Annotated in this window: 14 protein-coding genes and 1 riboswitch; all 14 genes read left to right on the top strand. The window is 59.1% G+C overall.

Features of this window, described 5'->3' with window-relative positions; genetic code table 11:
- Positions 1 to 122: 122 nt before the first annotated feature.
- The 14 genes from miaB (at position 123) to cmk (ending at position 13,807) form a co-directional block, all read left to right on the top strand.
- A complete protein-coding gene (miaB, locus tag SIB92_RS09745; protein WP_412555595.1) occupies positions 123 to 1,457 on the top strand; it encodes a tRNA (N6-isopentenyl adenosine(37)-C2)-methylthiotransferase MiaB in 1,335 nt (444 codons plus the stop codon).
- Positions 1,458 to 1,716: 259 nt separating this feature from the next.
- A complete protein-coding gene (locus SIB92_RS09740; RefSeq protein ID WP_294119029.1) occupies positions 1,717 to 2,271 on the top strand; it encodes an OmpA family protein in 555 nt (184 codons plus the stop codon).
- A gap of 12 nt (positions 2,272 to 2,283) precedes the next feature.
- The gene (locus SIB92_RS09735; protein WP_294118977.1) at positions 2,284 to 2,583 is read left to right on the top strand and encodes a hypothetical protein; all 300 of its coding nucleotides are present in this window, start codon (positions 2,284 to 2,286) and stop codon (positions 2,581 to 2,583) included.
- 185 nt (positions 2,584 to 2,768) lie between these two features.
- Positions 2,769 to 3,794, top strand: coding sequence for a PhoH family protein (locus SIB92_RS09730; RefSeq protein WP_412555822.1), 1,026 nt, complete (start codon positions 2,769 to 2,771; stop codon positions 3,792 to 3,794).
- Positions 3,795 to 3,861: 67 nt separating this feature from the next.
- Positions 3,862 to 4,368 carry an rRNA maturation RNase YbeY gene (ybeY, locus tag SIB92_RS09725; protein WP_412555594.1) on the top strand — a complete coding sequence of 169 codons (507 nt, stop codon included), beginning with the start codon at positions 3,862 to 3,864 and terminating at the stop codon, positions 4,366 to 4,368.
- 36 nt (positions 4,369 to 4,404) lie between these two features.
- Entirely contained in the window at positions 4,405 to 5,301 is an 897-nt protein-coding gene (locus SIB92_RS09720; RefSeq protein ID WP_412555593.1) for a hemolysin family protein, read from the top strand.
- Positions 5,294 to 6,799: an apolipoprotein N-acyltransferase gene (gene lnt / locus SIB92_RS09715; RefSeq protein WP_412555592.1), complete on the top strand. Its 1,506-nt coding sequence runs from the start codon at positions 5,294 to 5,296 to the stop codon at positions 6,797 to 6,799. The genes SIB92_RS09720 and lnt overlap by 8 nt, the downstream gene beginning before the upstream one ends.
- Before the next feature lie 35 nt (positions 6,800 to 6,834).
- Positions 6,835 to 6,883: riboswitch (SAM-SAH riboswitch) on the top strand.
- Between the two features lie 4 nt (positions 6,884 to 6,887).
- Complete coding sequence (gene metK / locus SIB92_RS09710) at positions 6,888 to 8,069, top strand: methionine adenosyltransferase (protein WP_168591768.1); 1,182 nt, start codon at positions 6,888 to 6,890, stop codon at positions 8,067 to 8,069.
- Positions 8,070 to 8,224: 155 nt separating this feature from the next.
- Complete coding sequence (locus tag SIB92_RS09705) at positions 8,225 to 9,079, top strand: bile acid:sodium symporter family protein (protein WP_412555591.1); 855 nt, start codon at positions 8,225 to 8,227, stop codon at positions 9,077 to 9,079.
- Positions 9,080 to 9,137: 58 nt separating this feature from the next.
- Entirely contained in the window at positions 9,138 to 9,875 is a 738-nt protein-coding gene (gene trmB, locus SIB92_RS09700) for a tRNA (guanosine(46)-N7)-methyltransferase TrmB (RefSeq protein WP_412555590.1), read from the top strand.
- 113 nt (positions 9,876 to 9,988) lie between these two features.
- Positions 9,989 to 11,077: an amidohydrolase family protein gene (locus tag SIB92_RS09695; protein WP_412555589.1), complete on the top strand. Its 1,089-nt coding sequence runs from the start codon at positions 9,989 to 9,991 to the stop codon at positions 11,075 to 11,077.
- 79 nt (positions 11,078 to 11,156) lie between these two features.
- Entirely contained in the window at positions 11,157 to 12,503 is a 1,347-nt protein-coding gene (gene aroA / locus SIB92_RS09690; RefSeq protein WP_412555588.1) for a 3-phosphoshikimate 1-carboxyvinyltransferase, read from the top strand.
- A 91-nt stretch (positions 12,504 to 12,594) separates the two neighbouring features.
- Positions 12,595 to 13,107, top strand: coding sequence for a hypothetical protein (locus SIB92_RS09685; protein WP_412555587.1), 513 nt, complete (start codon positions 12,595 to 12,597; stop codon positions 13,105 to 13,107).
- A gap of 85 nt (positions 13,108 to 13,192) precedes the next feature.
- Entirely contained in the window at positions 13,193 to 13,807 is a 615-nt protein-coding gene (gene cmk, locus SIB92_RS09680) for a (d)CMP kinase (protein ID WP_412555586.1), read from the top strand.
- Positions 13,808 to 13,810 lie beyond the last annotated feature (3 nt).

Below are 13,810 nucleotides of genomic sequence, written 5' to 3'. Positions count from 1 at the left end.
GCGCGCCTCATTTTGCGTGTTTTTGTCCTTGTTGCGCTCAAAATCCGCTAAAAGCGAGCGCATTGCAAGCGCCCCTGCTTTTCTGTAGGGAGGCGCCTTGAAACCGCTGCAGGATATGTCCCATGGCCGAGAACACCACCGCTGAGAAAAAGAAGCTCTTCATCAAGACCTACGGGTGCCAGATGAATGTCTATGACAGTGAGCGCATGGCAGAGGCCATGGGCGGTGCCGGCTATGAGACCACGGACACGCCGGATGATGCGGATATGATCCTGCTCAACACCTGCCACATTCGCGAAAAGGCTGCCGAGAAGGTCTATTCCGAGCTGGGGCGTTTCAAGGGGCTGAAGGCGGACAAGCCGGACCTGAAGATTGGCGTGGCGGGCTGCGTGGCGCAGGCCGAGGGCGAAGAGATCATGCGCCGTCAGCCGATGGTCGATCTGGTGGTGGGGCCGCAGGCCTATCACCGCTTGCCGGAGATGGAGGCCAAAACCCAAGAAGGCGTGAAAGCGCTGGACACGGATTTCCCGGAAGAAGACAAGTTCGAAAAGCTAAAGGGCCGTTCCAAGGCCAAGCGGGCGCCCACCGCGTTTCTGACTGTGCAGGAAGGCTGTGACAAGTTCTGTGCCTTCTGTGTGGTGCCGTATACGCGCGGGGCAGAGGTGTCGCGTCCGGTGGACCGCGTGCTGACGGAAGCGCGGGATTTGGTGGAGCGCGGTGTGCGCGAGATCACACTTCTGGGCCAGAACGTGAATGCCTACCATGGCGCGCATGGCGGTGGCGACATGACGCTGGCGGGTCTGATCTGGGAGCTCGACAAGATCGACGGGCTGGAGCGTATTCGCTTCACCACCAGCCACCCCAATGACATGATGGACGACCTGATCGAGGCGCATGGCACCTGTTCCAAGCTGATGCCCTATCTGCATCTGCCGGTGCAGTCGGGCTCCGACAAGATCCTGAAGCGCATGAACCGCAGCCACACACGCGACAGCTACATCAAGCTGATCGAGCGCATTCGCGTCGCGCGGCCGGATCTTCTGTTGTCTGGCGACTTCATTGTGGGCTTCCCGGAAGAGACCGAAGCGGATTTCCAGGACACGATGGATCTGATCCGCGAAGTCAAATACGGGCAGGCCTATAGCTTCAAATATTCCACCCGCCCGGGCACTCCGGCGGCCGAGCGGCCTTTGGTGGATCCAGCTGAGGCCAACGACCGTTTGCAGCGATTGCAGGCGCTGTTGGGCCAGCAGCAGAAAGAAGTTCAGGACAGCATGGTCGGTAAAGAGGTCAACGTGCTCTACGAGAAGCCCGGACGTCTGGACGGGCAGATGGTGGGCAAGTCAGATTACCTGCACGCGGTCTATGTCGCTGATCCGGCGGGGCAAATTGGCGACATCAAGCGGGTGAGAATCGTGGAGAGCTCGGCCAACTCCCTAGGTGGTGTGCTGATCTGAGATTGACCTAACGTCGGAAACAATCTTGGTTAATTCGAGAATATTGATGCGCGCGTTCTGCTTGGAGTAGGGCGCGCGTGACACATTTTGGACATATTTTAGGTCTCGCCCCACGCGAATTAAGGATTTCTTCTTCACATGAGAGGCAACTCGGTGCATCTTGATGGGATATAGAAAGCTTTGATTTAGAACACTGTTTCAACAAAATGGCTTTCGGGGGATAGGAGAGGTACTCGCTGTGGCGATCAAAACCAAAAAAATGGCGCGGGCGGCGCTTGGAGGTGCGGCGGCTGCCTGTGTTGCACTTCTGGCCATTGCTCAGCCCGCTGCGGCCCAAAACCAACGCACTGTTCTGGGCCAACCGTATGTTCCAACTGTCTGGGTTGATCCGGATGGTTGCGAGCACTGGGTGATGGACGACGGTGTGGAAGGGTATATGACCCCGCATGTGAACCGTCAGGGCATCCCTGTGTGCCGTCGCGGCAATGTCTGTGGTGTGATGAACTCCGACCAGTTCTTTGCCACCGACAAATACGCGATCAACTCGGCCAACCGTCAACGTCTGGCAGAGTTCTTTAACAGCTCCACCGCGTCGGCCTTTATCATTGCCGGTCACACCGACAGCCGCGCGAGCGACGACTACAACATGCGTTTGAGCTACAATCGCGCAAATGCGGTGGCCAAAGTGGCCCGCAGCACCGGCGCCCGTGTGGCTGACGTGCGCGGCTATGGCGAGCGTATGCCACGTGCGACCAACCGCACCGCGGCCGGCATGGCGGAGAACCGCCGTGTTGAAATCATCTGTCTGCGCTAAGGGAGAGGCGATATGAAACTGACCAAAAGCGTTTTGCTTCTCGGTGCCGCAGTCAGCCTGTCGGCCTGCATCGACAACAAGGTCGATAAGACCGTGGACAACTTCACCGACGATGGCCACCTGAGCAACCTGATTGCCGGTGTCTGGGTGGATCCCAACGGCTGTGACCACTGGATCATCGACGACGGCGTCGAAGGCTACCTGTCCCAGCGTCTGGATCCCTATGGCAAGCCAGTATGCTCCGGTGCAGCCCCTCCCGGCGTGGCCACCGGCCCGTTCAAACAGGGCGCGGGCATCGGCGACTGGATCTGATCCACATCGCCTGAGAATTTTGGGAAGGTCGCCGGAGGTTTTCGGCGACCTTTTTCTTTGCAGCGAGAGTTTTGCTGTGTGCCCGTCACGGAAAATTCACGCCCTCACGCTTGCGACTCCCGGCGCAACTTGGCACCATGGGGCTATAACCTTCTTCACAGGAGATGTGATTGCCCACTGGCACCATGACCCCACCGCCTTCATCCGATGCACCGAAAAAGACCTCGGTGGAATTTCCGGACAACCGACTGCTGATCGAGCTTTGCGGCGAATATGATCGCAACCTTGCGGATATAGAGCAGAAGCTGGGGGTGCAGATCCTGCGACGGGGAAACCTGCTCGACATTCATGGCGAAGAGGCGGCCCAGAGCGAGGCGGCCGAGGTGCTGACCGCGCTCTATACGCGGCTGGAAAGTGGCAAGTCGGTCGAAGGCGGCGACATTGATCGCGAGATTCGCATGGGTGGCTCCGAGGAGGACACCGGCGTGCGTGACGGCGATCAGATGGAGATGTTCAAAGGCGGCACGGTTGAGATCAAGACACGAAAAAAGCTGGTCGAGCCGCGCACCGATGCGCAAAAAGCCTATGTTCTGTCGCTGTTTGACAATGAACTGGCCTTTGGCATCGGGCCGGCGGGCACCGGCAAGACCTATTTGGCGGTTGCCGTTGGCGTGAGCATGTTCATTTCGGGGCAGGTGGATCGGATTATTCTGTCGCGTCCTGCCGTGGAGGCAGGCGAGAAGCTTGGCTATCTGCCCGGTGACATGAAAGACAAGGTCGATCCCTACATGCAGCCGCTTTATGACGCGCTGAATGATTTCCTGCCCGCCAAACAGTTGGGCAAGCTGATCGAAGAGAAAAAGATTGAAATCGCGCCGCTGGCCTTTATGCGGGGGCGGACCCTGTCCAACGCGTTTGTGGTGCTGGATGAGGCGCAGAACGCCACCACCATGCAGATGAAGATGTTCTTGACCCGTCTGGGCGAAGGCTCCCGGATGGTGATCACCGGCGACCGCAGCCAGATCGACTTGCCGCGTGGCGTGCCTTCAGGGCTGAAAGATGCGGAGCGGCTGCTGAGCAATATCCCCAACATCAGCTTCAACTACTTCACAGCTGATGACGTGGTGCGTCACCCGCTTGTGGCCGCCATCATCAAAGCCTATGACGCCGATGCCATGCGGGCGCTGAAAGATAAGGACGCTAAGTCCTGACCCTTCATTTGGCTAAAAATATCCACGGGGGTGTGGGGGCCGTCAGCCCCCAAACAGCGCAGGGACAATGCTGACCGATACCATTATTGAAGACGACCGCTGGAACGCGGTGGCGTTTGAGGAACTGGCCGAAACCGCAGCGCAGGCGGTGTTGGCCCATCTTGGTATGGCTTCCGAGATCTTCGAAATTGCTGTGCTGGCCTGTGATGACATGCGCATTGCCGAGTTGAACGCCGATTTTCGTGACAAGGACAAAGCCACCAATGTGTTGAGCTGGCCGAGCGAAGAGCGGGGTGTGGACGTCGATGGTGATGTGCCCGCGCTGCCGGAGCAGAGTTTTCCGGGGATGCCGGAGGAGCTTGGCGACATCGCGATTTCTTATGACACCTGCGCGCGGGAAGCCGAGGCAGCGGGCAAACTAATGGCCGATCATGTCACCCATTTGATGGTGCATGGCACTTTGCATTTGCTGGGCTACGATCATGTGCGTGACAAAGATGCCACTTTGATGGAAGGTTTAGAGACCACCATACTTGGCAAAATGGGTCTGGCAGACCCATATGAGATCAAATAGCGGGCAAAATACCGCAAGAAACCTTGGAAAGGGCCAATGGGCGACAGTGCAGACGGGTCTTCTAACGCAGCGCCAAGCGCGCAGCCGGAAGGCCAGATAAGTAAACCGAAGGGCTGGATGAGCCGCCTGTTTGGTATGAGTGACACCCCGGAAACCGTGGCAGAGCGCCCGGTGGCCGCAACCAACCCGGTGCCGCAGGCGCATGGCATGATGAACCTGCGCCGGATGCGGGTTGAGGATGTGGCGGTGCCCAAGGCCGATATTCAATCGGTGCCAACCACCATCACAAAGACGGAGCTGGTGCAGCTGTTTCGCGACAGCGGCCTGACGCGTTTGCCGGTGTATGAGAACACTTTGGACACGCCGGTGGGTTTTGTGCACCTGAAAGATTTTGCGCTGCGCCACGGGTTTAATGGTGACAACGCCAAGGATTTTGACATCACCCGCGTGCTGCGGCCGCTGTTGTTTGTACCGCCGAGCATGTCGATTGGTGTGCTGCTGACCAAGATGCAGGCCGAGCGGCGCCATATGGCGTTGGTGATTGATGAATATGGTGGTGTGGATGGCTTGGTGACCATCGAGGACCTGATTGAGCAGGTCATCGGCGAAATCGAAGACGAACACGACGTGGAAGAGGCTGATCTCTTTGTCGAGGAAAAGCCGGGATGTTATCTGGCGCTGGCCAAAACCCCGCTGGATGAGTTTGAAGCCGCGGTGGGCCGCTCGCTGAGCCACCACGAAGAGGTGGACCCGGAAGAGATCGACACATTGGGCGGGCTGGTCTTTATGCTGGCGGGGCATGTGCCTGCGCGGGGTGAGGTGGTCGAGAGCCCTGATGGGGTGGAGTTTGAGGTCGTGGACGCCGATCCACGCCGGATCAAACGCCTGCGGGTGTTCCTGCCAAGCCCCACTGTGGTGGTACAGGATGGCTGACGGCGCTTTGCGCCGCCGGTTGCGGGCCATTCCCTGGAAGACGTTTTGCACAGGTGGCGCGGTGGGCTTGATTGCCGCGCTGGGTCATCCGCCGTTTGACCTATGGTTCCTTTCGCTCATTGGATTTGCCGCGGCCTTTGCGATGCTTCGGCTGACCGCAAGCGGGTTTTCGGACGCGGTGTTTGGCCTGGGTTTTGGCACCGGCTATTTTGCGCTGTCCCTGAGCTGGATTGTGGAACCGTTTCTGGTGGACCCACTGGTACACGGTTGGATGGCGCCCTTTGCCATCCTGTTTTTGTCCATGGGTCTGGCGCTGTTCTGGGCGTTGGCGTTTTGGGGGGCAAAACGGCTGAGCACCACCGGCTGGGCTGTGATCCTGACGTTGACCTTGGCGGAGCTGGTGCGGGCTTATGTGTTCACCGGATTTCCCTGGGCCATGCCGTCTTATGTGCTGGTCAACAAGCTGGTCGCGCAAAGCGCAGCGGTGATTGGGCCGCATGGGTTAAATTTGGTCTTCTTCATTGCGGCCTGGCTTTTGGCGCAGGCCTTGGTTTTTGGTGGGCGTGTGGGCCTGAAAATCGGTGCCGCGGTTCTGGGCTTTGTCGCGTTGGCAATGCCTCTGAGTGAGGCGGACCCGCAGGCGCAGGCGGAGGGCCCTGTGGTGCGCCTGATCCAGCCCAATGCGCCGCAGCATCAGAAGTGGGACCCGCAATATGCCGGGCTGTTCTTTGAGCGGTTGGTGCAGTTTACTCGTGCCGGAAAAGTCCGTCCCGATCTGATTGTCTGGCCGGAAACCGCCGTGCCGGTGTGGCTGCACAATGCGGCGAACACACTGAACATCATTTCGGGTGCTGCGGGCGATGTGCCGGTGGTGCTGGGCATCAACCGCGCGGAAGGGCTGCGGATTTTCAATGCGGCGGTGTTGATGGATGAAGTCGGCCGCGTCACGCAGACCTATGACAAGCACCATCTGGTGCCCTTTGGCGAATACATCCCGCTTGGCGATCTGCTTAGCAAGATTGGCATTCAGGGGTTGGCCAGCCGCAATGGCGACGGGTTTTCCCCCGGTGCGGGCGCGGATGTGATGGATCTGGGGGCGCTGGGAAAAGCCTTGGTGTTGATCTGTTATGAGGCCGTGTTCCCACAAGATGTGCGGGCCGCCCCAGAGCGTCCGGACTTTATCCTGCATCTGACAAATGACGCCTGGTTTGGTAATTTCTCTGGCCCTTATCAGCATCTGGATCAAGCGCGGATGCGCGCGATTGAGAGCGGGTTGCCAGTGCTGCGGTCTGCCAATACCGGGGTGAGTGCCGTGATTGATGCGCGGGGCAGGGTGCTGGATGCCTTGGCGCTCAATACCGAAGGCTATCTGGATGCGGCGCTGCCTGAAGCGCGGGCCAAGACACTTTTTGCCAAAACCGGTGACCTACCGCTCAGCATTGTGGTTGTGCTGCTGCTATTAACCGCGCCTTTACTGCGTCGGCGCGAAACGCATTGACCCTTCGGTGACGGAGGCGTAAGGCAGACGGGAAATTATCGCCACAACGGCTTCCTGACGTGGCGATCGACTTTTAATGGAGCACTTCATGACACGACAGAACTACACGTTTACTTCCGAAAGTGTTTCGGAAGGCCACCCAGATAAGGTCTGTGACCGCATCTCGGACGCCGTTTTGGATGCCTTTTTGGCAGAGGAACCTGAGGCAAGAGTAGCGGCGGAAACCTTTGCCACCACAAATCGGGTGGTGATTGGCGGCGAGGTTGGTCTGTCGGATCAGGACAAGCTGCATGACTACATGGACCGCATCGACGAGATTGCGCGCGCCTGTATCAAAGACATCGGCTATGAGCAGGATAAGTTCCACCACGAGACCGTGGAGATCACCAACCTGCTGCACGAACAGTCCGCGCATATCGCGCAGGGCGTGGATGCCGCTGCTGACAAAGATGAAGGCGCCGGTGATCAGGGCATCATGTTTGGCTATGCCACCACCGAAACCGAGGCGTTGATGCCTGCGCCAATCCAGTACAGCCACGCCATTCTGCGCCGTCTGGCCGAGGTGCGCAAATCCGGTCAAGAACCGACGCTTGGCCCGGATGCGAAATCGCAGCTGTCTGTGGTGTATGAAGGTGGCAAGCCGGTGGGCGTGAGCTCTATCGTGCTGTCGACACAGCATCTGGACGAGGCCATGACCAGCGCGGATGTGCGCGCCGTCGTGGAGCCTTACATTCGTGAGACCCTGCCTGAGGGCTGGATCACCGATGCCACCGCGTGGCACGTGAACCCGACCGGCAAGTTTGTGATTGGCGGGCCGGATGGCGATGCCGGTCTGACCGGCCGTAAGATCATTGTGGACACCTATGGCGGCGCAGCCCCGCATGGCGGCGGCGCGTTCTCTGGCAAAGACCCAACCAAGGTAGACCGGTCTGCAGCCTATGCAGCGCGCTATCTGGCAAAAAACGTTGTGGCCGCGGGCATGGCGGAGCGCTGCACCATTCAGCTGTCTTACGCGATTGGCGTGTCTGAGCCGCTGTCGGTTTATGCCGACACCCATGGCACCGGCGAAGTGGCGCCTGCGGACATCGAGAAAGCCGTGCGCAGTGTGATGAGCCTGACGCCACGGGGCATTCGCGAGAAGCTGCAACTGAATAAGCCGATCTATCAGCGCACGGCGGCCTATGGTCACTTTGGCCGGACGCCAACCGAAGACGGTGGCTTCAGCTGGGAGCGCACGGATCTGGTTGAGGATCTGAAAAAAGCGATCTGAGCTTCGCCATAGCCCAAAATTTGAAAAGCCCGTCGCATTGGTCGGCGGGCTTTTTTGTGCCTATTGCCAGCCATGGAAGGGCTGCCCCAACGGAAGTCTTTGGCTTCGTGGGGCACCTGTGCCACGGTCAGTCTGGGAAATGGGAGGAATGCGCGATGTTGATCGATGTGGCTTTGCCGCTGTCGTTGGCGATTATTATGTTTTCACTGGGGTTTGGGCTGACCTTTGCCGATTTTGGCAGGGTGCTGACCATGCCGCGCGCGGTGATTGTGGGCGTGGCGATGCAGGTGATTGCGGTGCCTGCGGCGGCGTTTTTGCTGGTGTCGTTCACAAGCTTGCCGCCTGCGATGGCCTTTGGTGTGATGTTGTTGTCATTTTGCCCCGGGGGCGTGACGTCCAACATCCTAACCAAATTGGCGGGCGGCACGGTGGCGTTGTCGATTACCTTGACAGCAGTGGTGAGCCTGTTGTCCGTGCTGACGGTGCCTGCGCTGACCGGCTGGGCGGCGACCACGTTTTTGGGTGGCGATGCGCCGGTGATCAATGTGACTGCGATTGGCATCAGCATGTTTGTGATCACCGCCGTGCCGGTGGCGATTGGCGTGTTGCTGCGGTTTGTGGCGCCGACGTTTGCGGACAATAACGAGGGGCGGGTGTCCGCCGTAGCTCTGGTGTTGTTTGTGGTGATTGTCGCGGCGGCGCTGGCGACAAACTGGACGATGTTCATGGAGAACATTGGCGGTTTGGGGCCGGTGTTGATGGCGCTGAATGTGGTGTTACTGATAGCCGGTGTTGTGGTGGCGCGGGTGCTGGGGCTGTCGGGACCGGATGGGCTGTGTATCTCGGTGGAAATGGGCGTGCAGAATGCGACCCTTGGAATCGCTGTGGCGGGTATCATTGCGCAAACCGGCGGCATTCCGGAGTTTGCTGTGCCAGCGGCAGTCTATGGGATCACGATGTATATTGTGACCATTCCGGGCATGCTCATTCTGCGCAAGATTTTTGGCTGAACTTGACCTTTGCTGCGGGTTTAGGCAAAGGCAGGCCCGCAGCATAAGGTATTTTGGTATGTCCGACGACAAACACCCCGGCAAAGATTCTGGCAGACACGCAAGCGGTGCGCCTTGGCGCAACTTCTATGGCCGTTTCAAAGGCAAGGGCCTGCGCGCCAGCCAGGAGGTCTATCTGGATGAAGATCTGGCGGCACTGTCGCCGGGGAAAGTGGGCTGGGAAGAGAACCCGGAGCGTGAGAACCTCGACCTCGAGGCGCTGTTTGGCGGCAAGGAAGTTTGGCTCGAAGTCGGCTTTGGCGGCGGCGAGCACATGGTGCATCAGGCGGTGCAGAATCCCGATGTGGGCATCATTGGCTGTGAGCCCTATATCAACGGGGTTGCCATGCTGCTTGGCAAAATCCGTGAGGCCGGGGCGGAGAACATCAAAGTGCATCCAGGTGATGCGCGCGACATGTTTGACGTCTTGCCAGATGAGAGCCTAAGCCGGGCGTTTTTGCTCTATCCCGATCCCTGGCCCAAGAAGCGCCATCACCGTCGTCGTTTTGTGACGTCGGAACATCTGGAGCCGCTGTCGCGCAAGCTGAAGCCGGGCGCGATTTTCCGCGTAGCGACGGACATTGAAGATTACGTGCGCCAGACCTTGGAGCAGGTGCCGCGCCATGGGTTTGAGTGGCTGGCGGAGAAGCCCGAGGATTGGCGCGAGCCGTGGGGGGATTGGATCTCCACGCGCTATGAGCAGAAAGCCTTCCGCGAGGGGCGCACGCCGCATTATCTGACGTTCCGGAAGACGTAATAGGCCGAATGCATTTGGGATAACCCGCGTCAAAACGGGTCATTTGCTGACCTTGATTTTCATGGGGGGATTGCCGCAGGCTGGTCTTGTTTTCAAAGCAAGGTCATTTTCCCATGGAACCCATCCAAATCACCAATTGTCATGTGCACACGTTTACGCAGGCGCATGTACCTCGCGACTTTCCCTACAAATGGACCCGCCTGTTTCAACGGGTACCGATCCTGATCAAAGGCATTGCTTGGATTGTGCGGCTGCTGGGGCAGGAGGACATTGCCGAAAAGCTTGACCGATTGTACCGGTTTCAACAGGAAGCCCAGCATGATGAACAGGCGGCGGTTCTGGATAACGTCAAAAAGCACTACCCGAGCAACACGCGCTATGTGGTGTTGCCGATGGACATGGCGGGGATTGGCTATGGTCTGGTGGAAGAAGACCTGCGCACGCAGCATGACAAACTGCATGAGATGGCTCAGGCGGCGGACCCCAATGGCTCGGTAATTCCGTTCGCCACGGTCAATCCGCTGAGCGAGGGCAGTGCGCAGGAAGGGCTGCGGGCGATTAAGGATTTGCAGTTTCAAGGATTAAAAATCTATCCGCGCATGGGGTTTGCGCCAGATCATCCGGTGCTGATGGAGACGGTGTATCCGGAAATCAACAGACGCAAGATGCCGGTCATGACCCATTGCTCGCGGGGCGGAGTGCAGGGGCGCGAGGTATCGGATTACATCGCGGATCGCTACACGGAACCCAAAGCTTATCGGCCGGTGATGCGGGCGTTTCCGGATATACGGATTTGTCTGGCGCATTTTGGCGGGCAGAAGGACTGGCACGCCTATGCCAACGGTGAAGCACCGCGGGGCGATGAGAACTGGCAGGTGCAAATCCGCGATATGATTGGCTCGGGAGATTGGCCGCAACTGTGGACCGACATCAGCTACACACTGTTTCACTTTGATGACTACATCCCGTTTTTACGCCTGTTTTTGCTCGATGAAACTGAGGCGGGCGATCGGTTGCGCAGCCGGGTTCTGTTTGGCTCGGATTTCTACATGACGCGGCAGGAAAAGTTGAGCGAGAAGGCGGTGTGTTTCCGGTTGCGCAACGCGCTGGGCGAAGAGGTGTTTCGGCAAATTGCGCAGGACAATCCGGAGGTGTGGCTGCGTGGTACGGGCAACGCGGGGGCAAATTCCGCAACCGGGTAATTTGTCGCCGCAGGTCGGCATGGACGCGGGCCATTTGTTGCGCTAACAGCAGGGCTGAACGCAAGAAGGATACTGCTCTATGTCCGGCCACGGCACCCCGATCCCGATGACCTCCTCTCCCTGCGGCCCGCTGAAGGGCGAGGCGCATGTGCCTGGTGACAAGTCTATCAGCCACCGCAGCTTGATCCTTGGCGCGATGGCCGTGGGCGAGACCAAAATCTCCGGTCTGCTGGAAGGTGAAGATGTGCTGGACACCGGAAAGGCCATGGCAGCTTTTGGCGCGGAGGTGATCAACCACGGCGAAGGCAATTGGTCGGTGCATGGCGTTGGTGTGGGGGGCTTTGCAGAGCCGGACAATATTATCGACTGCGGCAACTCCGGTACTGGTGTGCGGCTGATCATGGGCGCGATGGCGACCAGCGATATCACGGTGACCTTCACCGGCGACGCAAGCTTGAATGGTCGGCCCATGGCGCGGGTGACAGACCCGATTGCGCTGTTTGGCGCGACCTCTGTTGGGCGCTCTGGGGGTCGGTTGCCGATGACCATTGTTGGGGCCAAAGACGCGGTGCCGGTGCGCTATGAAGTGCCGATGCCATCGGCGCAGGTGAAATCTGCGGTGTTGTTGGCGGGGTTGAACGCGCCGGGGCAGACTGTGGTGATCGAGAAAGAGGCCACGCGGGATCACACTGAACGGATGCTGGCGGGCTTTGGCGCAGAGATTTCGGTGGAAGAGACCGATGAAGGCCGCGTGATCACCTTGACCGGTCAGCCGGAGCTGAAACCGCAGACCATTGTTGTCCCGCGCGATCCAAGCTCGGCAGCTTTCCCGGTATGTGCAGCGATCATCACGCCGGGCTCTGACGTGTTGGTGCCAAACATCGGGCTGAACCCAACCCGTGCTGGTCTGTTCTACGCGCTGCAGGCGATGAACGCGGACCTGACGTTTGAGAACGAGCGCGAAGAGGGCGGGGAGCCGGTGGCGGACCTGCGGGCGCGGTTCTCGCCTAACCTCAAAGGCGCGGAAATTGACCCGGCGGGCGCAGCCAGCATGATTGATGAATATCCGGTGCTGTCTGTGGTCGCAGCCTTTGCCGAAGGTGACACCGTGATGCGTGGCGTAAAAGAGCTGCGGGTGAAGGAAAGCGACCGGATTGACGCCATGGCCAAAGGTCTGCGCGCCAATGGGGTTGAGGTCGATGAGGGGGATGACTGGTGGATCGTGAAAGGTCTGGGTCACGGCAACGTGCCGGGCGGCGCAACCTGTGAGAGCTTCCTGGATCACCGCATTGCCATGAGCTTTATGGTGATGGGTATGGCCACACAGCAGCCTGTGAGCGTGGATGACGGCGGCCCAATTGCTACGTCCTTCCCGATTTTTGAGCCACTGATGGACGGGTTGGGCGCGAAGATCTCGCGGACTTAAGAGGCCCGACGCGGCCTCCGGCGCACGTTTTTGTTGATTTTGGCGAAGCCTCGGTCATGATCGGGGCTTACGTCATTTGTGGGCCTTTTGTATGAGCTATATTCAGCGGGTTTTCTGGATCAGTTTTACCGCCGCCACCGCCATCTATCTGGTGATGGTGTTCTGGACCATGCCCACGATCAGCGTCGCGGCGGGAGGGCTAGCTCCGTTTGACATGCGGCCCTTTGGCTATACGCCACAGGAGGCGCGCGGGTTCTTGTCGGCGCTGACAGCGGAGGGGCGGGACTTTTACATCACAGTGCAGCAGCGGCTTGATCTGGTGTATCCGGCACTGCTTGGGATCATGTTGATTGTTGGGTTTCAGAGCCTGTTTCAGCGCCCCTGGAGTATGGTGTTCTCTTTTGTGGCGCTGATCATGGTGTCGGCGGATTATCTGGAAAACTACATGGTGGCCACCATGTTGCACATTGGTCCGGACGCGGTGGAAGACAACCTTGTGGCCTTCGCCAGCTTTTGGACGCGGTGCAAATCTGCGGCAGCCACCGTGGCTTTTATGGGGCTTATGGCAGGTGCGGTGATGCAGATGCGCCGCCGGTGGGCGTAATCCGGCCAAGGAATGGGGCTGTGCCTTGCGTTGCTGTCCCTGGCTCGGTAGAGCGGCTGGGATTTGAGAAAAGGCAGGGCAAGACATGCGGTTTACCATTGCGATTGATGGGCCAGCGGCGGCAGGCAAAGGCACAATCTCCAAAGCTGTGGCGGCGCATTATGGCTTTGCTCACCTAGACACCGGTTTGCTGTATCGCGCTGTGGGTGCGCGTACACTTGATGGGACTGACCCAATTGTCGCAGCCAAAGCATTGACCGCCGAAGATCTTGATGCAGACAACCTGCGGACGCCAGAGGTGGCGCAAGCGGCCAGTAAAGTGGCCGTGATTGGTGAGGTGCGGGCTGCTTTGGTGGATTTCCAGCGGGCCTTTGCGCGGCGCGCCGGTGGGGCCGTGCTGGATGGGCGTGACATCGGCACCGTGATTTGCCCCAATGCAGAAGCCAAGCTGTTTGTCACTGCCAGTGCAGAGGTGCGGGCCGAGCGCCGCTATCTGGAGCTTGTTGGAAAAGGCACCGAGATTGATCGTGAGACCGTGTTGGCGGATGTGAAAGAACGGGACGCGCGGGATATGGAACGGGCCGAGGCGCCGTTGAAGCCAGCACAGGACGCGGTGTTGATCGACACCTCCGATCTGGCGATTGAGGAAGCCATCAAGACGGCCGTGGCCGCGATTGACAAGCTGCGTCCGGCGGAGTGAGCC

Source organism: Shimia sp. MIT1388 (genome assembly GCF_047124445.1).
Lineage (GTDB): Bacteria > Pseudomonadota > Alphaproteobacteria > Rhodobacterales > Rhodobacteraceae > Shimia.
This window is presented reverse-complemented; position numbering and strand designations above follow the sequence as displayed.